The following is a 23,980-nucleotide window of genomic DNA, read 5'->3' on the forward strand; positions in this document are numbered from 1 at the left end:
GCCGAGCTGACCTCACACCGAAGTGATCGTCAACCGCGTCAGTTCATCGCAGAGCCGGGCTGCCACCTCGAAGACGGCGGCGAGGCCCAACTACCTTTCACACCCGTAACCGGCGACCAAGACCAGACGCCCGAACGGCCCGCCGCGCGATGCCGGCACGGACGGACGCCGCGGAACCGACGACCCGCACCCTCGACCTCGCCCGCGTGACCGCGGTATATAACAGCTGGCGTGTCAACAGTCGTGAGTCCTGCGGCGGCAGCAGCACGGTGACTTCGTCGGCCTGGCTGCCCTGGCTCTTGTGGATGGTCATCGCATGCATCGTGTCGACGTCGGACAACCTGCTTGTCGCGAACTCGAGCGACTCCTCGGCGCCGGCGATGACGGCTCGCAGGCCATCACCATCGCGCACAGTCACCCCGGTGTCGCCGTTGTATAGACCGAGCCCGTAGTCATTGGCCGTCACCAGCACCGGGCGGCCCACGTACCACGACGACCAGATCGGTTCACCGGTCGCCTCGGTCAGCCATCGCTCGACCTGGCGGTTCCAATGCTGCACTCCATAGTGCCCCCGCCGATGCGCGCACAGCAGCCGGTGCTCGTCGAGCGTCGCCAACGCCGCCGCCGCGTCACCGAGGACAGCCGCTTGTCTCAGCCGAACCGCATGCGGCACAAGCACTTTGCGGAGGTGTTCGGACGGTTCCTCGGTCTCCACCCACTCGATGTGTTCGCCTCCGGCGCGTAGCACCTCGATGACCCGATCGGCATTGCCGGCCCGAATCGCCGCGGCCAACGCGCCGATCGACTCTCCGAACCGGTGCGACGTCTTCAACTCAGAGATCCGCGCGTCCCTGCGTGCGCTTAGTCCGTCGACGATGTCGGCCAGCACCGCGCCCGCCTCCACCGAGGCCAACTGGTCCGGATCACCGGCAAGTAGCAGCCGGGCATCCGGTCGCACCGCCTCCAACAACCGAGCCATCATCGTCAACGACACCATCGACGTCTCATCGACCACGATGAGGTCGTGGGGCAACCGGTTCCCCCGATGATGCCGGAACCGTGACGAGCTATCCGGGCGACTCCCGAGCAACCGGTGCAGCGTTGTCGCGCGCAGTCCCGAGATACGCTGCTGATCGACGGGTTCGAGTTTGTCGACCTCGAGCTGCACCGCTTCTTGCAGCCTCGCCGCCGCCTTGCCCGTCGGTGCGGCCAGCGCCATCCGTAATGGCCCCGTCCCAACCAGCTGCGCCTGTTCGGCCAACACCGCCAACAACCGTGCGACGGTTGTCGTCTTGCCCGTGCCCGGCCCGCCGGTGAGCACCGTCAACCCCTGAGACAGTGCGATTTCCGCGGCTACCCTCTGCTCCGCGTATTCCCTGGGGAACAGCCGGCTGAGGCCCGGCAGTGCGCGGGCTGGCCGAGATGGCACCATCGCAAGCAGGTCCTCGGCGACCTGCTGCTCCTCACGCCAATACCGGTCCAGATAGAGCAGATCGCCGTCGAGCCGCAGCACCGGCGGCTCGGCCAGCAGCGGGCTTGCCCGCACCGCCGTCAGCCACTCGTCCGCGTCGGGCCACGGCAGGTCTCCAACATCGACCTGCTCCTCGACCGATGGCAACCCCACGCAGACCGAGCCACCCCGCAGCGCGCGCACCACCAGCGCGACGGCCAGCGCCACCCGCTCATCCGGCTCGCCGGCCAGAGCGGTAAGCCGCTGGGCCACATGCACATCCGATGACTCGAGCACACCGGCTACGTTGAACGTCTGCAGAAGACCCGTTGCGCTGCGGACGAGCTGCCGTTCGGCCGTCGTCATGCAGCCGCCCTTCCCACCTCGAGCAGATCCGACAACGCCACCACCAACGACGCCGGCGGTTGCCAACTGAACACCCCGGCCGGATGGCCATCGAGCACCGGCGTATCCGGCCCGCACATACCCCGGACGAACAAGTAGAGCACCCCACCCAGATGCTGACCCGCGTCGTAACTCGCAACTCGCCAGCGCAGGAACCGATGCAGCACAACGCTATACAGCAGCGCCTGCAGCGGATAATCCGAATGAAGCATCGCCTCGGCCAGCCTGGGCCGGTCGTAATCCGCGGCAGTCAACGGCCGATCGGCGTCCCCCAGCCAATTGGTCTTGTAATCCACCACCAGGTACCGACCGCCGACACGGAGGACGGCGTCGATCGAACCGCTGAGATAGCCGCGCATCGACTGGCCACCAAGCGCGTTGCTGATCAACCGGTCGGCGTAGGACGCCAACGGATCGTCCCTCCGAAGATGCGCACGCAGCAAGGCGCCCACGTCTGCCAACCGGATATCCGGCGCGCCCCCACGCAGATCGCCCCCAGCCAACGGAAATTCGAAGTCCAGCTCGCGCAACCGATCCCGCAGACCGATCTGCCGCAGGGTCAAGCCGCCAGCCAGCGGGCCCAGGGCAGTGTCGTGCATCGGCACCATCGCCGCGGCCAGCTCCGACGCCGAGACGTCGACCGGCCACCACGCCGAGTGCACGCGGATCTGCGACTGCAGCTCCGCAGCCAAATCGGAGGCGAACGGGTCAGCGGTCTCCAGCACCGCGTGCACCAGCGATCCGAACTTCGCGCCGGTCGGTAGGTCGGCCATCGGCGACGGCACGGCGGCGCCAGCGGCCGACCGCGTCAACGGGACGTCGCCGACCTCGTCGTTCAGGTCAACGCTCTCCGGCTCGCTGCTCACACCAGTCGTCTCGGCGGCACGGACCAGGCCCGAGTACGAGGTGCGCCGCCACGTGGTGTCGATGCTGCGGTGGAAGTCCCGGGTGGACAGATCAGCGGGTAGCGGCTCGCGGACCACGGACTGTGCCGGTGCCACCACCGATTCCTCGATCACCGGCCCGCCCGCCGCCTCCCATTCCCGGAGTCGCGCCAACGCGTCATCATCGGAAATCTTCGCCGGCACGCAACGATCCGGCACGACAGCCTCACCGGGCCGGCGACCGCGCAGCAACCGGGACAACCCGCCGTTGGGTTCGTCATGCGCCGGCGACCACCACGCCACCACCTGCGCCTGCGCCCGCGTCATCGCCACGTAGGTCAGTCGACTGTCGTCGCTGGCGGCCTCCCTGCGGCCTAGCTGCTCGACCGCCCTGAAGTCCGGACTGTCCTTGCCGCCGATGTGCAAGCACCGCACACCCTCGTCGTGAAACAGGATCAAGTCGCGGTCGGGGACATTGCGGTTGAAAGCGAACGGCAGATACACGATCGGGTACTGCAGGCCCTTGCTCACAAACACCGTCATGATTTGTACTGCGGCAGCATCACTGTCGAGGCGACGGTTGCGTTCCGTTGCGCCGCTGCGTTCTTCGCGTTGTGTGCGCAGCCAATCCCGCAGCGCAGGGAGGTTCAGGTGTTCACGGTGCGCAGCCTCCTGCAGCAGCTGGGTCATGTGGGCCAGGTCGGTCATGAGGCGCTCGCCGCCCTGCCACCTCAGCACCCGTCGGCTCATGCCGGCCAGCTGCGCTGCCTCGAATACCGCCGCGACACCGCGCTCGCGGGCGTGTCCGGCCCATTCGCGCAGCGTTTCCGCGACCCGGTCGGTCAGCGCATCACCGCCCGCGGCAAGGGTTTCCGCGGTTTCGCCGAAGAACATCGTTGCCGCTGCCGCTCGCACCACACCCGGCCGGTGCGGTTGATCGAACGCCTCGAGCAGCGAAAGCCAGTCGTCACCGGCCTCCGAGCCGAACACATCGGAGTCACCGGTGTACACCGCGTGGATGCCGGCTTCCGACAGCGCGCGGTAGCAGGCGCGGGCGTCTTTGTGCCGCTCGACGATCACTGCGATGTCGCGTGCCTGCAGGGGCTCGCCGTTGAAGGTCGCGCCGCTGGTCAACAGCGCGCCGATATCCGCGGCGAGATCCTTGCCGATGTGGGCGCGCAGGTCATCGATGCCCAGGTTTTGAATTCCACTGCGGCCGAACGTGGCTCGTCTGACCACCCGCAACCGGAACGGGTCGTTGCGCGGCGCACCCGCGAGCCGGCTGCCCTGGTGATACGCGTCCACGTCGCGCACCACGATCGCGGGGTCGCCGAGCTCGGCGCCGCGCAGCACGGCCTGCAGCCGCTCGACCAGCGCCGCGTCGCTGCGCCAGTTGGTGCCGAGTGTCTTCTTGTCACCGGCAGTTTCGGCGGCCCGCAGGTAGGTGACGATGTCCCCGCCGCGGAATGCATAGATGGCCTGCTTCGGGTCGCCGATGAGGATCAACGTCGACCGCTTGCTGAATGCCCGGTCGATCACCTGCCACTGCACCGAGTCGGTGTCCTGGAACTCGTCGACCATCACGATCGGCCACCGCCGATGCATGCGCACCCGGGCGGGCGAGTCGTCGGTGTCCAGCGCGGCGGCGAGTCGGCTCAAAAGGTCGTCGTAGCCGAGGATCCCCAGCCGCCGCTTACGCGTCTCGAGCTCGGCCAGAACGTCATTCGCGAATCCGACGCACACCGCGGCGCGGGAGTCCGGTTCGGGGTCCACCGGCCGCAGGGCCGTCGACGGGTTCGCCACCACGGCGCGGGCGAGCCGCTGCGCGTCGCGGTACAACAACACCGGGTCGTCACGCTCCCGCCCAAAATGCGCGAGGTACAAATCGTCGACGATCTCGGCGACCAAATCGTCGAGGCTCTCGACCAGCGTCACGCCGGCGTCGGCGTCACCGGCCACGCCCAACGACTTGAGCACCAGCTGACAGAACTGGTGGATGGTCGCGATCGTCGCCGCATCGAAGCCGGCCAGCGCGTCACGCAAGCGCTGCCTGCGCTCGTCGCGCTGCGCCGCGGTGCCCTCGAGCAGGCGTGCCACCAACTGGTTGTCGCCGACGGCCGACGGATCATCGAAAGCGATTAGCGCGTCGACGATTTGGCAGCGCACCCGCTCGCGAAGCTCCTGACTCGCCGCCCGCCCGAACGTGATGAGCAGCATCTGATCCAGCGTCGCCTCGCCGTCGGCGAGATAGCGGGTCACCAGTCCGGCCAGCGCGAACGTCTTGCCGGTGCCGGCGCTGGCCTCCAACACCGTGGTGGAACGCGCGACCGGAAGCGGGCCGAGCAGATCGAAGCGGTCCATCACCACTGGGTCCTCTCGGCACGCAGCATCGGCAACCACAGCCGCGCCGCGTAGGCACCGAGGCGGTTGTCTTCGCCGTCGTACTCCTCACCTGGCCGCACGGGTTGCATCAGGTCGGCCAGCCACGCGTTGCGGCCCCACACCCGCACGTGCGCGGGCTGTTGATCCTCGGCGGGATACTTCTCGGTGGATCGCCACCGGAATCCCGCCTCCCGCACCGGGTCGAGCCCTTCGTGCCGGGCCGCCGCCCACGCATACGACGTCTTGATGGGCAGCGGCAGTGGCTCGCGCCGGCCAGCGTCGTAGAGCGCCACCAGCTCCCGCAACACATCGACGGCATCATCATCCGGCCGCCCCAGCGTCCGCACGCACGAGATCGCCCGCTTCTGGCGGCCGATACAGACCGCCGACCAGTCACGGCCAGAATCGTGGGCGATCAACGCCAGCAAAGGAATCCACGACTCAAGCAGATGCTTGCCGTCCAGCTTCGAATACGTCACCGACACCAGCCGGTCACCGAACACCGGCGACACGGTGCCGGTCAGGCGCCGCCCGGAGCCAAGGTCGATGTCCACGTCGTGGGCCGCAGGAGTGTCCCGCCGCAGCCGCAGTGCCGCCGCCGCCAACTGCTCGGCCTGATCGCGGATCTCGGTGGCCTTGCGCCACCCCAGTTGACCCGGCGGCAACGCTCCGCGGCGCCACTCCGCGTGCCGTGCCTCGTCAGCCGTCATGCCCCGCAGCATGTCGGTTAGCATCCGGTCGCCAACCGTCCACTCCTCGAGCGCGTTGATGTCGACCGGCATCGAGTCCTCAACCCCGTCGACGTCCCACGGCAGCGTGTAGTCGAGCGCGCGGAAGAACCCCTTGACCGGATCCCGGAAGAACGCGACCAGGTCGGCCAGCACGACATCGTCCGGCGGTTGGGGCGGCAGGGGGCCGGCGATAAACGGCGGTTGCTCAGCTCGTTCACTGGTCGTTGCGCGTGCCGCCGACAGCACCGTCGGATCGAAGCTGAACGGCACTCCTGGTACCAGCGCGCCGCGTTCAACGTTCCGAATATCAAACGGCTGCAACGGATGTCGCACCACGACGCGCTCGCTGATCTTGTCCGGGGTCATCATGTCGAGGGTGTCGAGCAGCTCGGCCAGCGGCACAGCCGGTGGGCGCGGTTGACCCGAATACTCGTTGGCGCCGGTGTAGGTGATCACCAGTTTCTCGGTTGCCGCGCCGATCGCATCGAGCAGCAATTGCCGGTCCTCGGAACGGATGTCGCGCTCACCGGTCATCGGGTTGCGGGCCAGCGCGTCGTCGCCGTCAACCACACCGAGCCGCGGGAAAACGCCGTCGTCCAGACCCACCAGACACACCACCCGGTGCGGCACGGACCGCATCGGCACCATTGTGCACACCGTCAGCGTTCCAGTGCGGAAGTTGGCGCGGGTCGGTCGCCCCGCCAGATGGTGCCACATCAGGGCCCGGATGTCGGGCAGACGCATCAGCGTGTCGGCGCGCGCGCCGGCGCTGGCCAGCACGTCGGCAAACGAGCGGTGCATCTGGCTGGTCTGCCAGGCGTCGTTGTCGTCGACCCGAGCCAGCAGCGTGATGCCGTCGGCCAGCGCCGTCAGCCACTCGCGCAGCGGCCGCGCCCCGCTGAGCGAGTCGGCCACTCGCTGCAGCCGGTCGACGAATTCAGCCAACTGACCCGCCAATTCAACCCGGTTGCTGCTGACGTCATCCAGCGGCAGCGTCGAATCGATCCAGGCGTGTGAATCGTCGGACATCGCCACACCCGCCAGCACCCGGTCGATGCCGAAACGCCACGTGTTGTGGACGAAGTCAACGCCGTACGGCCGCCGGTGCTCCTGGTCGAAACCCCACCGGATGTTGGCCTGCCGGACCCAGCGGGTGATGTCTTCCAAATCGTCGTCGGTGAATCCGAATCGGGCACGCACCGGCGAGGACTCGGCGAAGTTGAGCACCTCGCTGGCGGTGACGCGGCTGCCGGCCAGGGTGAGCAGTTGCGACGCGACGCCGAGCAGCGGATTGGTCTGCACCGGCGACCGATCGGCGAGTCGCACCCGCAGCCGGTGGGCGGGGTGCGCGCCCGGCACCACGTCGGCGAGGCCGAAGTCCGCGACGATCAGCGGCGCGTAGGTCTCGATGTCGGGGCACATGACGAGGATGTCGCGCGGCTCCAGCGTCGGGTCGTCGGCCAGCAGTCCGAGTAACACTTCGCGCAGCACGTCGATCTGCCGGGCCGGCCCGTGGCAGCAGTGCACTTGCACCGACGCATCATTGGTTCGATGCTTACGGCCTTGGGGGCGAACGGCGTTCGCGGCGATGTCGGCTTGCAGCCAGCCCAACAGCGTGTCCGGGCGATCAGCGCCGACGAGGTACTCATCGGTCTGTGGGTCGGTGGGCAGCGCACGCTGCAGCTCTCGCAGATCGCGGCCAAGGGTCGCCAGCAACGGGTGGCCGACCTCGCGATGGCTGGTGTCCTCGCGACGGGGGACCGGCCCGTGCAGCCCGGCCAGCGATTTCCACAGGTCGTCGCTGGGATGCGGCAACCACAGATGCAGATCGTGGTGAGTGGCCAGCGCCTCGAGCAGTTCTATCTCGGCGCTCGGCAGCCGCGTGTGGCCGAACAGCGACAGCCGCGGTGGCAGGTCGCTGGGAGTCGCTCGGAGGCGGGCAACAGTTGTCTCGTGCCAGACGTGTGGCGGCTCGGTGTCTACCCGGTCGACCAGCGCCCGCCACAGGTGAGGTTGCCATTGCAGATCATCGCCGAGGCTGTTGCCGACGCCGTCGGTTGCCTTGCCGTCGAGCCAGTCGACGAGAAGCCGCGGGCGCTGCTTGGCGTAGGACGCGAACAACCCCGCGAGCCGCCGCGCCACCGCGTAGCGCCGGCCTTGCCGCAGCTCCTTTTCGTCGCCGGCCTCAAAATGACCCAGGTGGGTAGCCAAGGTGGCGCACCAGGCTTCGTCGAGGCTGGCATCAATCACCTCGAGCAACGGCCACACCATGGCGTCGGGTGCCCACGGATCCGCGTCAGCGGTGCCGGTGATTTCCGCGATCAACGAGGACGGGTTGCGAAAGGAGATGCCGGCGCAGACGCCGTCGGCGCCATCGCCGCATCCCAACACGTGCGACAGCCGCTGGCTCAGCCACCGCTCCACACCCTTCGCCGGAACCAGCACCAGCTCCTCCGCGAACGGGTCATCGAGAGGGTGGGATAAGAGTTCGCCAAGTCCGTCGGCGAGGAGATCGGTGCGATCAGCACGATGTAGATGCAACGCCATTTGTGGCCACGATAGGGGGTTACTCCGACATGGTCATGGGGATTCCGGGGCGTTTGCTCAGCCCTGCTTGACGCTGTTGTCGGATCCACCGGCATCGTTGATTTCAGGTGAGCCGGAGTGGTAGACGACTCGATTGTTAAAGCCTGACGCGCTGATGGTGTCGGCACCGTCGACGGTGACCTGATTCTGCACCCCCGACACAGTGAGGCTGAGGCAATGGCCGGTGATCCTGACCGTGTTGGAGACGCCACTGACGCTCACACGGTTGTCGTTGCAGGCAATCGTTTTGTTCTCCGCAATGCCGGCGACGCTGACTTGCGCGCCCGGCGGCGCGGTGGTCACCCCACCGGGCGTGCGTGGCTGGCCACTCGGGGCCTTACCCGCTGGTCCGCCGCTCTCCGCCACACTTGGCCGGCTGCCCGGGACGCTCGTGCCGGATCGCGTGGTCGCGTTGACGCTGAAGAAGGCGAGGCCCGCGCCGAGGACCACCACACCGAGCACAATCACCGCGAACACCCACCACGGAAATCCCGCAGACACCTTCCGCGGCGCCGGGGCGTACAGACCGCCGTATGGCGGCGCCGAAGTGTACGGGGAACCGGTGTAGTACCCCGCACTCAATTCGCTCGTCCGCGCGGTCTCGGCGAGCGGGCGCTCAAGCTCCCTGATACGCGCCTCAGGGTCGTCCTGCGGCTCCATTCCGCAAATGCTCCCACAGCCGACGTTCGCGGCGCACCGTTACGCGAACCATTGCGGTTGCTCACCGGCCTTCGCAAGCGTGATGCGGTGCCGCCCCACACGCACCCGTACCGTGGCACCCGTCGGCTCGCCGTCCAGCCGCACCTCAAGCCCCGGCGGCAACGCCGAAAGCTTGATCTCCACATCCGTGTCGGTCGCCACGGTGATCGTCGACCGGGGCAGCGCGGCCAGGCCCGCCCGCGCCACATCGACGGTGAGTCCAGCGACGCCAACAAGATTCAGCGTCAGGCTGGGTAGGGCGGCGGGACGCGGCCCCTGCAACCAAGTCAGCTCACTGAACAGCCCCGGCGACGGCTCCAGATCCAGGATCACGCCACGATGATGGCGGATTGTCCGTGTCCGGTCCGGCCGCGCATACGACCGCGCGTCGACCTCGGCCGTCGCCCCTCGGGTCGCCGTGACGTCAGCAGCAGCCCGAAGATCCGATATCCACCAGACCCGATGTGGTCCGATCCCGAGATCCGGCCGAACTAACTGCGGGTACCACGCGAACGTGATGTGTCCGGGATCCCCCTGGCGCAGACCGGTACCCATGTGTGACACCGGATCGTCGAACTTGTCCTTCAGCACCAAGGACAAGTGGTTCTCGCTCGGGTAGACGGTGAATCGGTGGCGGTAGCCCAGCCGGTCAAGCTCCAGCACCTGCTGCAACACCGACAAGAACGGAACGAGGAGGTCCCCGAGCCCGTGTGCGATGACGAACGGAAGCCACCGGGCGTTGACCAGCAGCCGCAACGTATCGCCCTCGCGGGCACAATGCGAGCCCGGGTCCGGGTCGGCGGGGATATCGACATCGTCAAGCAGTCGCACGCCACAGGTCGGCGGGCCGGCCAGCACAACCGCCTGCGCGAAGACCTCCGGATAGGTCAGTCCTAGCTTGTAGGCTCCGTAGCCGCCCATCGAATATCCGGCAATCACAGTGCGGTTCGGGTCGGTGCCGAGCTGTTCGGCTACCCGTGCCCACACCTCCCATACGTCCAGCTCGCCCTCGTCGAAGTACCAGCACGACGGGCCGCGGGCCAGCGGCGTCACCACCACCGAGTCCCGCCCCTCGCACACCTCGTGCAGCAGGCGCGGGTCGATCGCCGCAAACTGGTTCTGCCCCAAAGCTAGTGAGTGCAACAGCAGGGTCAGCGGCAATTTGCGCCCGGGCGCGTATGTCGTCGGCAGGCAGACCGAATACGGCTGTACCCGGCCGAGGAACTGCGGCTTGGTGCTCAGCACACTGCTGAGCAGATCGCTCTCTTCGACCCCCTGGCCCAACTCGACCGAGGACACGTACCACCGCGTCGACGTGCCCGTGATGATCGGCTCAGCGGTGGTTCTGCGCTCCGCAAGCTCATCCCACGGCACGGCCAGCGAGAACTGGGACACGTCGCCGTCGGCAAGCGCGGCGGCCTGCGCCTTGTCCTGCCAGAAGTTCAGCAGTTCCGGCTCCTGCTCGTCGGTGCGAAAAGCGACGTTGTACACATTGGGTTGCCCGTGCAGCGCGCCGTGGGCGGTGGGGACGTCCGCGAATCCGTCCCCTGCGGCGTTGGCCAACCCAGCCGCCATCCGCACCGTCCAAGTGCCGGTGGGCTCCACCAGCGAGCGCGGAACCTGCGCGACGAAGGACCGCGCCGCCATGTCGACGGTGTGCTCGACCGGCGTTGTCTGTTGCGTCGTGAGGTCGATCAGCTTAGCGCTGGCCGCGGAGACCAGCAGCGCCAAATCGATTCCCGCGGAGCTCACTCCGGCGCCGGCCGGCCACTCGCCACTGGCGGCGCGGCCGCGGTGAGTGTCGAACGTGAACAGCCCGATCGGGACGGAGGCATCGATGAGCGTGTTCCAGTCGATCCGCCACCACGTGTGCGTGTCGGTAAGGCCGACGGCAACCCGGAAGATGTCGGCGCCATTGTGAGCCGCCGGCCCGTCCGGGTAGACGTACGTGCCGCGCGGCGGCACCAGCCCGCCGGTCGGGATGGCGACCGGGACGCCCTTCGCGCCGTGGTCGTCAAACAGGAAATCGGTCCAGAACAATGCCCCGCCGGCGAAGCGGCCGGCGCCGCACGTGCGCGGAAAGTCCTCACCAAATGGCCAACCGGCCGGTATCGGAAGCCGCGGCTCCGGCCGCAGTGCCGCCTGTGGCACGCCCTCGGGCATACCGCCGACCACGACGGGTTCGGCACTAGGTGGGGCGACCGCCGAGACCGTCTGCGTCACCGCATCGGCGACCCGACGCGCGACGTGATAGGGCAGCAGCGCAATGTCCAAGAGCGACATGATCTTTAACCTACGGGCCCCGCCGCGCCCGCGTCAGAAGTTTGGGCGTGCCGAACCGCGATAACCGCTGCGCCGATCATGACCGCCGCATAGATCACGATGTAGAGGTTCACCAGGACATCCCACGGGACCCACTTGTCCGGGAACATGTACAGCCCGATGCGCGGCTCGGTATCCGAGGGAAACCGGTAAGGCCATGAACCTAGTGCGACGAACAAGCTCGCCGCGCACAACCACCACCAGCCGTTGGTCATGGCCCGATGCACGGTGTAGACCATGAGCGGCACGAACCACACCCAGTGGTGAGTCCACGAGAACGGCGACACCACTGCGGCAGTCAGGCCGGTGGCCGTTACCGCCAGCAGCCGCTCTCCGCCGCGGTACAACCGCACCGCGATCCAGATGCTCACGGCGGCGATACATGCCGCCGCCACCGGCCATATCAACGTCGGCGGGTGCGCCCCAGGCGGGGGAGCGTTCACATCCGACGGGTGTACGCCGGCCACGCGGACGATCGCACCATGTAACGACTGGTTGGACGGATGCGGCAAGTCGTGGCCGATCCGCTCGGAATCGAAGACCGTCCGGGTCCAGTACTGCCTGGATTCATCCGGTACCACAAGCCATCCCACCGCGACGGTCGCGGCGATCGTGGCCAGCGCCACCGCCGCGGCCCGCCACTGCCGCAGCGCCAGGTAATAAAGGACGAAGTATCCCGGCGTCAGCTTGATGCCGGCCGCCAGGCCAACCCCGATGCCCTTGAGCCGACTGCCCTCCCCGCGCGACGTGTCCCATAGGACCAGCAACATCAGCACTAGATTGATCTGTCCGTAGTACAACGTGCTGCGGACCGGTTCGAGGAACATACAGGCGAAGGCCAGCAGCGCAGAGATGCATACGAGGTACGGGGTGATGCGATAGCCCAGCATCTTCCAGCACTGCGCGACGACCACGATCAGCAGAACGACATTTGCGGCCATCCAGATGTGCTTGTCCGATTCCTCCGGTAACTGATCGAGGGGCAGGAACGTCAACGTCGAGAATGGCGGGTACGTGTAGAGGTGGTTGCCAATCAGGGGTTCGTCGTAGAGCGGAAGGCCCGCGACCATGTGCCAGGCGCCTTCGCGATACGCGTCGAGATCCGTGCCGCCCTCGAGGATTCCTCTCGGCGCGCGCGGATGGATGGTGGTGACCAACAGCACCACCGAGACCGCACTCCACACCAACACGACCGCCGACGCTGACCGTCCAAATCTCAGCCGTCGATCGAGGGCAGGGTCACCCATCGTCGCCAGTCCTCCCGCGGGGACGTCGTCCTGCACCATGGCAAGACCGCGACCCAAGTTAGCGGACCGATCGCGACAGCAACGCGCAACGGAGCATTGGGCGGCCGTTCAACTCCGGTAGGCACTACGATGGGCATGCGCCGACGCCGCAGCATCAGTGGGCGCATTTGCGGGCATCCGCAGGTGACACAAGGACACGGCGTTGCGAGCGTGAGCGATGAACCCCGATGAACCCCATTGAACGAACCCTTCGTAGGTTCGACCGCTGGCAGCAGCGCCACCCCGTGCTCGGGTTTCCCATCGCGGTCATAAAGAAGTTCGGCGACGACCAAGGCGGAAACCACGTCGCGCTGCTGACCTACTACGCGTTCCTCGCAACCTTCCCCCTGCTGCTCGCCTTCACCGCCATCCTGTCCGTCGTACTCCGCGAATATCCTCGCCTGCACGCCAAACTCGTCAATTCCGCCTTCGCCGAGTTTCCGATTATCGGCACCCAGATCCACGACCAGCTCGGCGTCGAAGCCTTCAGCAACACCGCGTTCTCGCTGACCGTCGGCATCCTCGGCGCCCTCCTCGGCGGCCGCGGCTTCGCCCACGCCTTGCAGAACACGCTCAACACCATGTGGGCCGTCCCCAAGGTCGACCGGCCCGGTTTCGCGCCCCGCTATCTGAGGACCATCGCCTTGATGCTGCTTCTCGGCGGGATCGTCGTTGTTACCGGGGCCTCCAGCGCCGCCGCCGGCGTCGCCACCTCGCTTGGCTTCGGCGGTGTGCCCGCCAGACTCGTCAGCATCATCGTCGGCACAACCCTCGGCTTTGCCTTCTTCCTGCTGCTCTTTCGCGTCGCCGCCGCCGACCAGGTGCCGACCCGATGCCTCATCATGGGTGCCGCCATTAGCGCCGTCGGCTGGCAACTCCTGCTCACCGCCGCCGGCGCCGTCGTCGCCCACCAGCTCCGCCACGCCCAGGCCGTCGCCGGCCTGTTCGGCGCCGTCCTGGGCCTGCTCGCCTGGCTCGCGCTGCAGGCCACCGTCATCGTCTACGCGATCGAGGCCGACGTCGTCCGCGCCAAGCACCTCTACCCCAGAAGCATCATCCAGCCGCCGCTCACCGACGCCGACAAGGACTACTACACCGACGCCCTCCGAGCCGAGGCCCAGCGCCCCGAGCAGCGCGTCGAGATCCGATACGACGATGACGAAAAGCCCAAGGCACGTCCCCGCTGAGCGTGATCCAGGTCACCAGAAGCTGCGGCTTTGGTAGTCACCCGGTACGGTTCGCAAGACATTCCGGATGGACACTATGGACTGGATACACGATCGCTGGCGCGAACTCAGCGCCGCAGGCTCCACCACCTGGCTGACCATCGCCGTCTGGGCGGCGGTCGTTCTTGGCGTCGCCGCGCTGATATACGCCCGTCAGCAGAGCCGGCGCAATCACGAGCTCAGCGTCGAACAACTGCGACCGCAGGTCGCCATGTTCATGGAACCCAACGCGTCGGACTGGCACGTCATCGAGCTGGTCATCCGCAACTTCGGCAAGACGGCCGCCCACGACATCCGGTTCACATTCTTCAACCCGCCGACCGTCGCTCGCTACGAGCACGGCTACGTCGACGGCCGCCCCGACTTCGCCGAGCTGCAGCTGCCCAGCGAGCTGCCCTTCCTCGCCCCGGGTCAGGAATGGCGGACCGTGTGGGACTCGGCTTTGTCCCGCAAGGAGTTTGGCGAGGCGATAGAGTCGCGCTTCGTCGGATCCCTGACCTACTCCGACCGTCCACAACAGAACGAGAAGCAACGCCGTTTCGGTCGCGACCCGAGTCGTCAGTACCAGACCAAGGCGGTGCTGGACTGGACCGACCTGCAGCCCGCCGACCGGCTCGAATCGCTGACCAGCCACGATCTGGCCAAGCGCGAGAAGCAGAAGCTCGAGCTGCTCCGCAGCCTGCTGGCCTACTTCAGCTACGCCTCCAAGGAAACCCGGCCCGACGTCTTGCGCGCCGAGATCGAGCGGATGAACCGCGCCACCCAGGAAGCCCAGGACCGGCTGAAGGGCCAGGATCTGATCCGGCGCCAGCCGTCGAACCCGCTGCCGCAGCCGCAACCAACAGATCACCAGCCCTCCGACGACACGACCGACATCGTCGACCTGCGGTGGGCCGAGGAAGAGTTCTCGACCGGAAGGCACTACCGCGAGCAGGAGTGACCTCCAGTGACGCATCCAACACCGGAAATGGGATCGCACCGCGCTCATGGGCCGTTGTTTGGAATGAATCCAGAAAAGGAGGGTCAACCTTGACTACTACCAACCGTCGTCCCGGCGATGCCCGCAGCTTCCACGCGTCCCCCGAACTGGCCGCGAACCTGCAAAGTGTGCTTGTCGACCTGATCGAGCTGCACCTTCAGGGCAAGCAAGCGCACTGGAACGTCGTCGGAACCAACTTCCGCGACCTGCACCTGCAGCTCGACGAGGTCGTCGACGCCGCCCGTGAGGGCAGCGACACGGTCGCCGAGCGCATGCGAGCCCTGGACGCCGTCCCCGACGGCCGGTCCGACACCGTCGCGGCGACGACCAGCCTGCCGCAGTTCCCGGCCGACGAGCAGACCACCCACGACGTCGTCGACCTGATCACCGGCCGCGTCTACGCGACCGTCGACACCATCCGCACGGTCCACGACGCCGTCGACGCCGAGGACCCCAGCACGTCGGATCTGCTGCACGCGATCATCGACTCGCTGGAGAAGCTGGCCTGGATGATCAAGTCGGAGAACCGCAAGATCTAGCCACCCACACATCGACCCGCCGCCGGTACGCCTTCTCACGGCGGCGGGTCGATTTTGTCAGCCTTTGCTGCTGAGCCCAGCGATCAGGTTGACCGTCACGGCGAGGATGATCGCGCCGAGCACGAACGAGACCAGCGCGTGTCGCAGCGCGGCCTTGCGGATGGCGCTGTCTTGGATGTCGGTGTCCGAAACCTGGTAGGTCATGCCGATGGTGAATGCGACGTACGCGAAATCGGGGTAGCACGGCGGCTCTTGCTGGTTGAAGTTGATCCCGCCGTCCTCGTCGATGTAGTAGAGCCGGGCGTAATGGAGAGTGAAAAGCGTGTGCACCGAGACCCACGCGGCCACGACGCTGACCACACCCACCGCCGCCGCGACGATCGCCTGATTGCTCTGGCTGGACCCCGCGATCAGTAGATACCCGACACCGCCAAGGCTCCCGAAGGCCGCGACCACGACGAGGATGTCGGTGAACATGCGCGTCGGATCCTCCCGCGTCGCATGCAAGGCGGTGCTTGTCGCATCCATTGGCCACACGACGGTCCACGTCCACACCACGTAAACCGCCGCGGCGGCGACCCAGCCGGCTAGCGCGTACCGCCATCCCGCGTGCCCCGCCACCACCGCCGCGACCGCCACCCCGACCAGGACGGCGACCGCCACACGAACCGCGAGCGTGTCGCGGAGCAACCGGATCAGCATGGGGCAGGCTATCGGCGCGGCTCGCGGCCGAATTCCGATTTGATCGCGGCCCGGATCGCGTCGAGCGCGTCGGCGCGCGCGCGCAGCTTGCTGGCGGCATGCGCGTCGGCATCGAGCTGCAGCGCGTCGCGCGCGACCTCCTGCGCCCGCGACAGCACCCGCGTCGGCTCGACGAGCTCGTCCAGCCACCCCGCCGCAACGGCGTCCGCACCGAAGAACGACTGGGCCATCGAGTTCACCCGCTGAAACGCCGACCGTGTCAGCCGCACCTTCATCACCTCGATCGCCGCATACGGCATCGTCAGTCCAATCGCGACCTCGTTGGCCTGAATCCGATGCTCCGGCGCGCCGACCCGGTGGTCGCCGGACAGCAGCAGAAACGACGCCATCGCGACGGCCGGTCCGGTGCACGCGATCACGACCGGACGGGGGAACGACAACAGCCGTACCGACAGGTCGAATCCGCCGGCGAGCATGTCGGCGGCGGCGTCCGGGTCACCGGAGCGGAACACGCTCAAGTCGAATCCGGCGCTGAACACCTTCTGGTTGCCCGCGACCACGACCGCGCCCGCGTCGTCCTTCTCGGCGCGGTCGAGCGCCCCGTTGAGGTCGTCCTGCATCGCGGGCGACAGCACATTGACCTTGCCGTCGTCCATCCCGATGGTTGCGACCGATGACTCGAGGCTGTACTCCACGCGGCTCATGCTCAGCGATGTTACGACCCACGCCGAAGTCGAGTAGTCGACTACGCATGCGTTAATTACCCAAGGCAAATAACGTCGGATCTGCCAACGAAACAAGGGGGAGATCCATGCACGATCCAAGCCCGACGCTGCGGAAACGCTTCGCCAAACAGCTCCGGTGGCCACCGCCCGCGAGGGCCAAGCAAGGGCTGAAGCCGCTGACGCTGTTCGAGGTCTGCGTGGGCGCGATCTGGCGCTGACAACGCCGAACAGCTTCGGCAGCCCTACTTCCCGCCGCTGCGGATAACCGTGCCCAACTGCTCGCGGTCGGAGATGTCGAGCTTGATGCAGGCGCGGTACAGGTGGCCCTCAACGGTGCGCACCGACACGAACAACCGGTCGGCGATCTCGCGGTTCGACAGGCCGGCCGCGACGAGGTTCGCGATCTCCCGTTCGCGTGCCGTCAACGGCAGCGGATGCGCGGCCAATTCCAATGCGGGCGTTCGTAACCCACCGCACTCGGCGGCCAGGCGATTCGCCATCGCCGCCGCTTCCACCGAATGCCGGCGGTCCCCTGCCGCCTCCAGCGCGACCGCCGCATGCGCGGCCGCATCGGCCGCCGACAGCATCGCGCCGATCTCCTCGAAACGCCGCGCCGCCGAGTGAATTGCCTCAGGATCGCCGTCGAGCACCGCCTTCGCATGCTCGGCGATCGTCTGCGCAAGCCGCCCACCCGTTCCGCCGGCGACGTCGATGAGCCGCCGCAGGCATGACTCGTCGCCGAACCGGACGGCATCGTGCAACGCGAGCATCTCGATCGCCTTCTGCCCAGACTCCTCGGCCAGCCGGGCCGCATCGAGCGCCAAATCGATTGCGCTGCTGATGTTTCCCTCCGCCGCGGCATGCCACGCCTCCGCGATCCGCAGCTGCGGCCCGAACACCGCGACATGCCGGCCGAATCGGGTGCGCAGCTCCGCGACCATCTTCGCGCCCGGCTCGACGCGGCCCAGCGCGCAATACGACTGCGCGAGCATCAGCCGCGCGGGAAAGCTCCACGACGCCGCCGACTCAGACGTCAGCGCCGCGACCGTCTGCTCCATCCGAGTCACCATCTCCGCGAACCGTCCGCGGGCCACGCCCACGGTGCCGACGAGGACGTTGGTGATTCCCCACGCCAGATATTGGCCCGCGGACCAGATCTGCACATGCCCGGCCGATCGCGCTGCGGCGGTGTCGAATTCACCGGCCAACGCCAGCGCCCGAACCTCACCGAACGCGGCGAGAATACGCAGCAGCCCGTCGACCTTGGTCTCGATCTCATGCCCCCGCGCCGCCACCACGGCCACCTCGTCGACGCGGCCGATCAGAGCGAGCGCGAGCGCGCCGCCGAAGACCGCCCATTCCACCGCGGCGGGCGGAGCTTCCGGATCGGCCAGCACCCGCTCGGACAGCGCCACGGCGTCGGCAAGCTGGTTCTCGAATGCCAGCGACGCCGATGCGACGCCGTCGAGCAGCAGCCGCAGCGCCGGATACGTCAGCCGGCCCTTTAACAGCGCGAGCACCTCCTCGGCGCTCTCGGCGTCACCCATCGACCATTGCAGGTTGGCGATTCTGGCCGTACCCCAGCGCGCAAGCTCGAGCTCGTTCATCGCGCCGGGATCGAACGGGCTCAGCGTCTCCTCGGCCTCCGCGGCGTTGCCCTGCCACAGCATGGAGCGGGCCAGCAGCTCGCTGGCGGCCAGCCCACCGCCGCGAGCAACCGCCGCGCGCGCCAGCCGCTCACCGAGCGTGATGTTGGTCAGCGCGATCGCGTCGCGCGCCGCCGCCACGAACAGGTCGACGTCGGCCGCCTGATCGCTGTCAAGAGTCAACTCCGCCAACCGAATTCGGTCGGCAGCGCCGGCCAGCGGCCGGTCCTTCAACGCGCGGACCAGTTCACCGCGCAGCCGGCGGCCGGCCGCCATCCCCAAGCGGCGGCGAATGACCTCACCGAACAGCGGATGATTGAACCGCACATCGATGCGGTGATGGTCCTCGATCACCCGGATGAGCCCACGCGACTCGGCGTCGTCGACCGCGTCGTCGCCGACGATCTTCGCCAGCGTGTCGAGATCCAGCGGCTCGCAGAACGTCAGCAGCCGCAGCGCGTGCAAGACCGCGTCGGGCAGCTGATCGACCCGCCCGTCGAGCAGTGACGCGAGCTCCGATGTGACGGCGGTGCGGCCGCGCAACTGCCACACCCCACGCACCTGACGCAGCGTGCCGGCCTCCAGCGCGCCCTCCACCAGGTGACGCACGAACAGCGCGTTGCCGCCCGAGGCATCCCACATCAGGTCCGCGCTGAGACCCTCCACCCGGCCGCGCAATGCCTGCTCGATCAGCCCGACGCACTGCTCCTTTGTGAACGGTGTCAGATGCAGACGCTGCAGATAGCCGTCCTTCCACAGCGAGGTGATCGCGTCGGGCACCGACTCGCCCGCACGCACGGTCGCGACGATGCGCACCGACCCGTCCAGCGCCAGCTGATGCAGCAGCGTCGCCGACAGCTGATCGAGCAGGTGGGCGTCGTCGACGCCGATGACCGAATGACCCTCGGAAATAATCGTTTCGCGCGCCGTCGCCAAGAATGCGACCGGGTCTCGTGACGTCGCGCTGCCGACCAGATGCGCGAACACGCCAAGCGGAATGCTGCGCGCCGACTCCGTCCCGGCAACCCACTGGACCCGCGGCAGCGATCGCGTGACCAACCGGGCCAGCGTCGTCTTACCCACGCCCGCATCGCCGATGATGACGATGCCGCAGACCCCCGGTTGATCGACGAGGGCCGTGTGGACCGCAGTGTATTCGTTGTCGCGCCGGACAACTGGCCAGTTCTGGCCCATGACCCCGGACCTTACTCCGATCATGTCACCACAACAGGACATTGCCGCCGGCCGGCTCGAGTGGTGTCGTCGGCACATCGATCGCTGAGACCAGGCGCTCCTCGGAGGCGGGCCAGCCGAAGTCCACCCAGACGGTGTTGTCGTCTTGGTCCGATGTCGGCACCTTGCCGGTGGCCATGATCGTTCCTTTCTGTGCGAGGTCGGTCAGAGCACGATTTCGTCGAGTCGGGCAAGTTTCCTTGGCGGGCTGTTGATTTCCAACGGATCGGCGGCCATGTAGCGGTCCAAATTCAGACCGGTGTGTTCGGCGATGCGCCAGACCGGCACCTGGAATACGCGACGTTCGCCGGAGCGTTCATACAGCAAATAAGCTGTGACGGACAGTGTTCCATCGCCGCGCACCATCGCGATGATCTTCCACGAGCGACGGGACCCGGGAACCGGCCCGCTCAGCACGCTGATCTTCCGGTCGGCCGCTCGGCCGAGAACGTGATCTTCCAGATCGGGCCATGCTGGGTCGAACATCCACAATTGCCGACGCTCATGCCGGCCATCGATGTTGATCGCCGCGAATGGTGCCGGGTCATCGCGGTCGAACGTCAGCGTGGGCAGCGGCAGCGGAACCGACATGAATTCGGGGTCGTAGCCGTGCCCATCCAGGTCGATGTCGTATCCCGGTGCGATGACGCTCATGCACCGAGTTTCGTAAGAAATAGCGCAAAGTGCGCGAGTAGACGACTACTCGACTACGTGCGGTGACTTACGCACCCATGAGCATCCGCCACTGCTCGAGGTTCGTGGGCCGGAACACGTAGTTGGTGCGGCGCACCTCCGACAGCGCGGCGCTCGGCTCGGCGGAATACCAATGGCCCGGATACACCGTCGGGTCACCCGGCAGCCTGGCCAGCCGTTGCAGGCTGCGGTACATCTCGTCGGCGTCCCCGCCGGGGAAGTCGGTGCGCCCGCAGCCCTCGAGGAACAGGGTGTCCCCGGCGACGAGGCGGTCGTCGAGCAGGAAGCATTGGCTCCCGGGGGTGTGCCCGGGGGTGTGCAGCAACTCGATGTCGACGTCGCCGACGCCGACCCTGTCGCCGTGCTCGTGGGCGGTCAGGTCGCTCATCGGGATGCCGGTGACCCGCGATACCCACATCGCCTCGTGGCTGTTGACGTGCACCGGCACGCTGATCCTCGCCAACAGCTCCGCGAGGCCCTTCAGCTCGAAGCCCATCATCGAGCCGCCGACGTGATCGGGGTGGTGGTGGGTGACCAGCACCCCGGACAGGTGCATGCCGTCGGCCTCCAGCGCGTCGACCAGGTCCCCGGCGGCGTAGGCCGGGTCCACGACGAGGCAGTCACCCGTCTGGCGGTCGCCGATCAGATAGGCGAAGTTGCGCATTTGCTGGGCGAACGTGTCCGTGGCCGCAAAGTCACGGCCGGAGAGCAGTTGCCGGAAGTACAGGCGATCGTCGCTTGGCATGCCTCAAGACTATGAGCCCAAGTCGAGCCCACGCCCGTTGGATGACCGCCGCGGGGCAATGCGTTGATACCGACGGCGGGACAGAGCACGACAGCGCCCAGCGAGAGCCCGCGACGCCCAACCGCCTGTTTGGCGGCGCTACCGGCGAAGCGTTACCCTCTAACGGGCCCTTGCGGGGTCAGGCCCCCTTAGCTCAGTCGGCAGAGCGTTTCCATGGTAAGGAAAAGGTCAACGGTTCGATTCCGTTAGGGGGCTCGGTGAACGCCGGGCGGCTGGTGCGTCACACGAGGCGATGTAGCTCAGTCGGTTAGAGCGAACGACTCATAATCGTTAGGTCGCCGGTTCGAGTCCGGCCATCGCTACCAGGCAAATATCGAGAGTGCGAAAGAGAGCAGCGAAGTGGCGTCAAGTACCGACATCCGGCCGAAAATCACTTTGGCCTGTGAGGTGTGCAAACACCGCAACTACATCACGAAAAAGAATCGCCGCAATGATCCCGACCGGCTGCAGTTGAAGAAGTTCTGTCCGAACTGTGGCAAGCATCAGCCGCATCGCGAGTCGCGGTAGGGCCGGGGATCAGTTGCCAAGGGTGACTAGGTAGGTTCGAAGGCCGTGTCGCTGAACGACGATCTGGTAGGGATCCATTATCGGTATCCCGATCACTATGAGGTGGAGCGCGAGAAGATCCGCGAGTACGCGGTGGCCGTGAAGAACAACGACCCGGTGTTCTTCGAGGAGAAGGCGGCGTCCGAGTTGGGATATGACGCGTTGTTGGCGCCGCTGACGTTCATCTCGGTCTTCGGCTATCAGGCCCAGAGTGCGTTCTTCGACGAAGCGAAGATTGATGTCGAGGACGCCCAGGTCGTGCAGGTTGACCAGGTGTTGAAATTCCTGCGGCCGGTCAAGGCCGGGGATCGGCTGTACTGCGATGTGTACGTGCACTCGTTACGGGAGTCGTTTGGCACTCAAACAATCGTGACGAAGAATCTCGTGACCGACCAAGACGGTGAGGTGGTAATGGAGACCTACACCACCCTTGTGGGGCGTAGCGCCGAAAACGGAGAAGAGGCCTTTAGAGATGCCATTGCGTGAGTTCAGTTCGGTCAACGTGGGCGACGAGTTGCCGCCGAAGGTGATCCCGTTGACCCGCGCGGATCTGGTCAACTATGCCGGGGTGTCCGGCGACTTGAACCCGATCCACTGGGACGATGACATCGCCAAGCAGGTGGGTCTGGACACCGCGATCGCCCATGGCATGCTGACGATGGGCCTCGGTGGCGGCTATGTGACCGCGTGGGTCGGCGACCCCGGGGCGGTAAGGGAATTCAATGTCCGGTTCACGGCGGTAGTGCCGGTGCCGAACGACGGCAAGGGCGCCGAAATCGTGTTCAACGGGCGGGTGAAATCGGTCGAGCCGGAGACCAAGTGCGTGACGATCGCGTTGTCGGCGACGACGAACGGCAAGAAGATCTTCGGCCGCGCCGTCGCGACCGCCCAGCTGGCGTAGGCAGGTATCAGCCATGGCGCTCAAGACCGACATCCGCGGGATGGTCTGGCATTACCCCGATTGCTACGTGGTGGGCCGTGAGAAGGTCCGCGAATACGCCAATGCGGTAAAGATCGAGGATCCGGCCTCGTACGAAGAAGCAGCCGCTGCCGAACTCGGACACGACGCCCTCGTGGCGCCGCTGACGTTTACCAGCATCTTCGCCAAGCTGGTCCAGGCGGACTTCTTCCGCAACGTCGACGTCGGCATCGAGACGATGCAGATCGTGCAGGTCGACCAGCGGTTCGTCTACTTCAAGCCGATCCGGGCCGGCGACCGGCTGTGGGCGCGCATGGACATCCACTCGGTGGACGAGCGTTTCGGCGCCGACATCGTCGTCACCAAGAACACCTGCACCAACGATGAGGGCGAGGTCATCCTCGAGGCCTACACCACACTCATGGGCCAGCAGGGCGAGAACTCCACCCAGATCAAATGGGATGTTGCATCCGGCCAGGTGATCAGAACGGCGTGACCTGGGATTGGTAACTGACACCCGGGCCGATGTACACTCGGACCTCGGGGTTTTGCCCGATCACAGCGCGCTGTCCGTCGGATTGGCCGAACGGGGAGCGCGCGAATTGTGTAAGCCTGGGTTGGCCTGCCAACCTCGAAGGGGCGTAGCTCAACTGGCAGAGCAGCGGTCTCCAAAACCGCAGGTTGCAGGTTCAAGTCCTGTCGCCCCTGCCGAACTGGATACTTGACAGCGTGGACACTGGATAGTGGACACAGAAAGCGCGACGAAAGGCATGCCGTGAGCGACGAGCGCGAAGGCGACGCGGGCTTGGAAAACGGCGGCGACGACACCATTACCCCGGGTGGCCAGACCGCCGTTGCGACGCGGCCGCTGCGGCCCACCGGCAAGCGATCCCGCAGGGTCGTCGACGACGAGGCCGCCGATACCGCCGAGCGGGTCGGCGAAACCGAGGGCGCGCTGACCAAGGACGGCGACCGCAAGAAGGTCAAGGCCGCCAAAAAGGCGAAAGGCCCCGGAAAGGGTGGGCTCAACCCGATCGCCTACGTCTGGAACTACCTGAAGCAGGTCGTCGCCGAGCTGCGCAAGGTCATCTGGCCGAACCGCAAGCAGATGGTCAGCTACACCTCGGTGGTGCTGGTGTTCCTGGCGTTCATGGTGGCGCTGATCGGATTGGTCGACCTGGGCCTGGCCAAGCTGGTGCTGCTGGTGTTCGGCTGAGCCGAG

General features: G+C 66.8%; 21 protein-coding genes and 3 tRNA genes. 12 read left to right on the plus strand and 12 right to left on the minus strand.

All coding sequences use genetic code 11. The features are described 5' to 3' along the window. Positions 1-97 precede the first annotated feature (97 nt). Genes recD through VE759_RS07860 form a run of 6 tightly spaced genes read right to left on the minus strand, consistent with a single transcriptional unit; the run spans position 98 to position 12,706 of the window. The gene (gene recD, locus VE759_RS07835) at positions 98-1,816 is read right to left on the minus strand and encodes an exodeoxyribonuclease V subunit alpha (RefSeq protein WP_324929933.1); all 1,719 of its coding nucleotides are present in this window, start codon (positions 1,814-1,816) and stop codon (positions 98-100) included. Next, the gene (gene recB / locus VE759_RS07840) at positions 1,813-5,100 is read right to left on the minus strand and encodes an exodeoxyribonuclease V subunit beta (protein ID WP_324929936.1); all 3,288 of its coding nucleotides are present in this window, start codon (positions 5,098-5,100) and stop codon (positions 1,813-1,815) included. Before recB ends, recD begins: the two co-directional genes overlap by 4 nt. Then, positions 5,100-8,399 (minus strand): exodeoxyribonuclease V subunit gamma, encoded by a 3,300-nt coding sequence (gene recC, locus VE759_RS07845; RefSeq protein WP_324929939.1) that lies wholly within the window; start codon positions 8,397-8,399, stop codon positions 5,100-5,102. Before recC ends, recB begins: the two co-directional genes overlap by 1 nt. A gap of 57 nt (positions 8,400-8,456) precedes the next feature. Continuing rightward, positions 8,457-9,098: a DUF3060 domain-containing protein gene (locus VE759_RS07850; protein ID WP_324929942.1), complete on the minus strand. Its 642-nt coding sequence runs from the start codon at positions 9,096-9,098 to the stop codon at positions 8,457-8,459. Between the two features lie 39 nt (positions 9,099-9,137). Further along, a complete protein-coding gene (locus tag VE759_RS07855) occupies positions 9,138-11,420 on the minus strand; it encodes an alpha/beta hydrolase-fold protein (protein WP_324929945.1) in 2,283 nt (760 codons plus the stop codon). 5 nt (positions 11,421-11,425) lie between these two features. Next, positions 11,426-12,706, minus strand: coding sequence for a glycosyltransferase 87 family protein (locus VE759_RS07860; protein WP_324929948.1), 1,281 nt, complete (start codon positions 12,704-12,706; stop codon positions 11,426-11,428). Positions 12,707-12,933: 227 nt separating this feature from the next. Here VE759_RS07860 and VE759_RS07865 point away from each other — a divergent pair, with 227 nt between their 5' ends. From VE759_RS07865 to VE759_RS07875, 3 genes are all read left to right on the plus strand, one after another. After that, positions 12,934-13,932 carry a YihY/virulence factor BrkB family protein gene (locus VE759_RS07865; RefSeq protein ID WP_324929950.1) on the plus strand — a complete coding sequence of 333 codons (999 nt, stop codon included), beginning with the start codon at positions 12,934-12,936 and terminating at the stop codon, positions 13,930-13,932. 76 nt (positions 13,933-14,008) lie between these two features. Next, positions 14,009-14,911, plus strand: coding sequence for a hypothetical protein (locus VE759_RS07870; RefSeq protein WP_324930014.1), 903 nt, complete (start codon positions 14,009-14,011; stop codon positions 14,909-14,911). 89 nt (positions 14,912-15,000) lie between these two features. Beyond that, positions 15,001-15,489, plus strand: coding sequence for a DNA starvation/stationary phase protection protein (locus VE759_RS07875; protein WP_324929953.1), 489 nt, complete (start codon positions 15,001-15,003; stop codon positions 15,487-15,489). A gap of 57 nt (positions 15,490-15,546) precedes the next feature. On the opposite strand, the gene VE759_RS07880 is transcribed toward VE759_RS07875, so the two are convergent. Next, complete coding sequence (locus tag VE759_RS07880) at positions 15,547-16,191, minus strand: DUF1345 domain-containing protein (protein ID WP_324929957.1); 645 nt, start codon at positions 16,189-16,191, stop codon at positions 15,547-15,549. A gap of 8 nt (positions 16,192-16,199) precedes the next feature. Then, complete coding sequence (locus tag VE759_RS07885; protein WP_324929960.1) at positions 16,200-16,895, minus strand: crotonase/enoyl-CoA hydratase family protein; 696 nt, start codon at positions 16,893-16,895, stop codon at positions 16,200-16,202. A gap of 107 nt (positions 16,896-17,002) precedes the next feature. Here VE759_RS07885 and VE759_RS07890 point away from each other — a divergent pair, with 107 nt between their 5' ends. Then, positions 17,003-17,134 carry a hypothetical protein gene (locus VE759_RS07890; RefSeq protein ID WP_324929963.1) on the plus strand — a complete coding sequence of 44 codons (132 nt, stop codon included), beginning with the start codon at positions 17,003-17,005 and terminating at the stop codon, positions 17,132-17,134. Positions 17,135-17,158: 24 nt separating this feature from the next. On the opposite strand, the gene VE759_RS07895 is transcribed toward VE759_RS07890, so the two are convergent. From VE759_RS07895 to VE759_RS07910, 4 genes are all read right to left on the minus strand, one after another. After that, positions 17,159-19,756 (minus strand): helix-turn-helix transcriptional regulator, encoded by a 2,598-nt coding sequence (locus VE759_RS07895; protein ID WP_324929966.1) that lies wholly within the window; start codon positions 19,754-19,756, stop codon positions 17,159-17,161. A gap of 25 nt (positions 19,757-19,781) precedes the next feature. Next, a complete protein-coding gene (locus VE759_RS07900; RefSeq protein WP_324929969.1) occupies positions 19,782-19,934 on the minus strand; it encodes a hypothetical protein in 153 nt (50 codons plus the stop codon). Positions 19,935-19,960: 26 nt separating this feature from the next. Then, positions 19,961-20,449, minus strand: a complete 489-nt coding sequence (locus tag VE759_RS07905) for a hypothetical protein (protein WP_324929973.1) — start codon at positions 20,447-20,449, stop codon at positions 19,961-19,963. Between the two features lie 67 nt (positions 20,450-20,516). Continuing rightward, on the minus strand, positions 20,517-21,233 hold the full coding sequence (locus VE759_RS07910; RefSeq protein WP_324929976.1) for an MBL fold metallo-hydrolase: 717 nt from the start codon (positions 21,231-21,233) through the stop codon (positions 20,517-20,519). Positions 21,234-21,415: 182 nt separating this feature from the next. Between VE759_RS07910 and VE759_RS07915 the strand changes: the two genes are divergently transcribed. The 8 genes from VE759_RS07915 (at position 21,416) to secE (ending at position 23,974) form a co-directional block, all read left to right on the plus strand. Beyond that, positions 21,416-21,488: transfer RNA gene (locus VE759_RS07915), tRNA-Thr, on the plus strand. A 33-nt stretch (positions 21,489-21,521) separates the two neighbouring features. Then, positions 21,522-21,598: transfer RNA gene (locus VE759_RS07920), tRNA-Met, on the plus strand. A gap of 34 nt (positions 21,599-21,632) precedes the next feature. Then, the gene (gene rpmG, locus VE759_RS07925) at positions 21,633-21,800 is read left to right on the plus strand and encodes a 50S ribosomal protein L33 (RefSeq protein ID WP_324929978.1); all 168 of its coding nucleotides are present in this window, start codon (positions 21,633-21,635) and stop codon (positions 21,798-21,800) included. A 45-nt stretch (positions 21,801-21,845) separates the two neighbouring features. Continuing rightward, positions 21,846-22,325 carry a (3R)-hydroxyacyl-ACP dehydratase subunit HadA gene (gene hadA / locus VE759_RS07930; protein ID WP_324929981.1) on the plus strand — a complete coding sequence of 160 codons (480 nt, stop codon included), beginning with the start codon at positions 21,846-21,848 and terminating at the stop codon, positions 22,323-22,325. Then, entirely contained in the window at positions 22,312-22,740 is a 429-nt protein-coding gene (hadB, locus tag VE759_RS07935; protein ID WP_324929984.1) for a (3R)-hydroxyacyl-ACP dehydratase subunit HadB, read from the plus strand. The genes hadA and hadB overlap by 14 nt, the downstream gene beginning before the upstream one ends. A gap of 13 nt (positions 22,741-22,753) precedes the next feature. Continuing rightward, positions 22,754-23,254 (plus strand): (3R)-hydroxyacyl-ACP dehydratase subunit HadC, encoded by a 501-nt coding sequence (gene hadC, locus VE759_RS07940; RefSeq protein ID WP_324929987.1) that lies wholly within the window; start codon positions 22,754-22,756, stop codon positions 23,252-23,254. Positions 23,255-23,393: 139 nt separating this feature from the next. After that, positions 23,394-23,466: transfer RNA gene (locus VE759_RS07945), tRNA-Trp, on the plus strand. Between the two features lie 67 nt (positions 23,467-23,533). Continuing rightward, a complete protein-coding gene (secE, locus tag VE759_RS07950) occupies positions 23,534-23,974 on the plus strand; it encodes a preprotein translocase subunit SecE (protein WP_324929990.1) in 441 nt (146 codons plus the stop codon). Positions 23,975-23,980: the final 6 nt, after the last annotated feature.

Source organism: Mycobacterium sp. (genome assembly GCF_035640695.1).
GTDB lineage: Bacteria > Actinomycetota > Actinomycetes > Mycobacteriales > Mycobacteriaceae > Mycobacterium.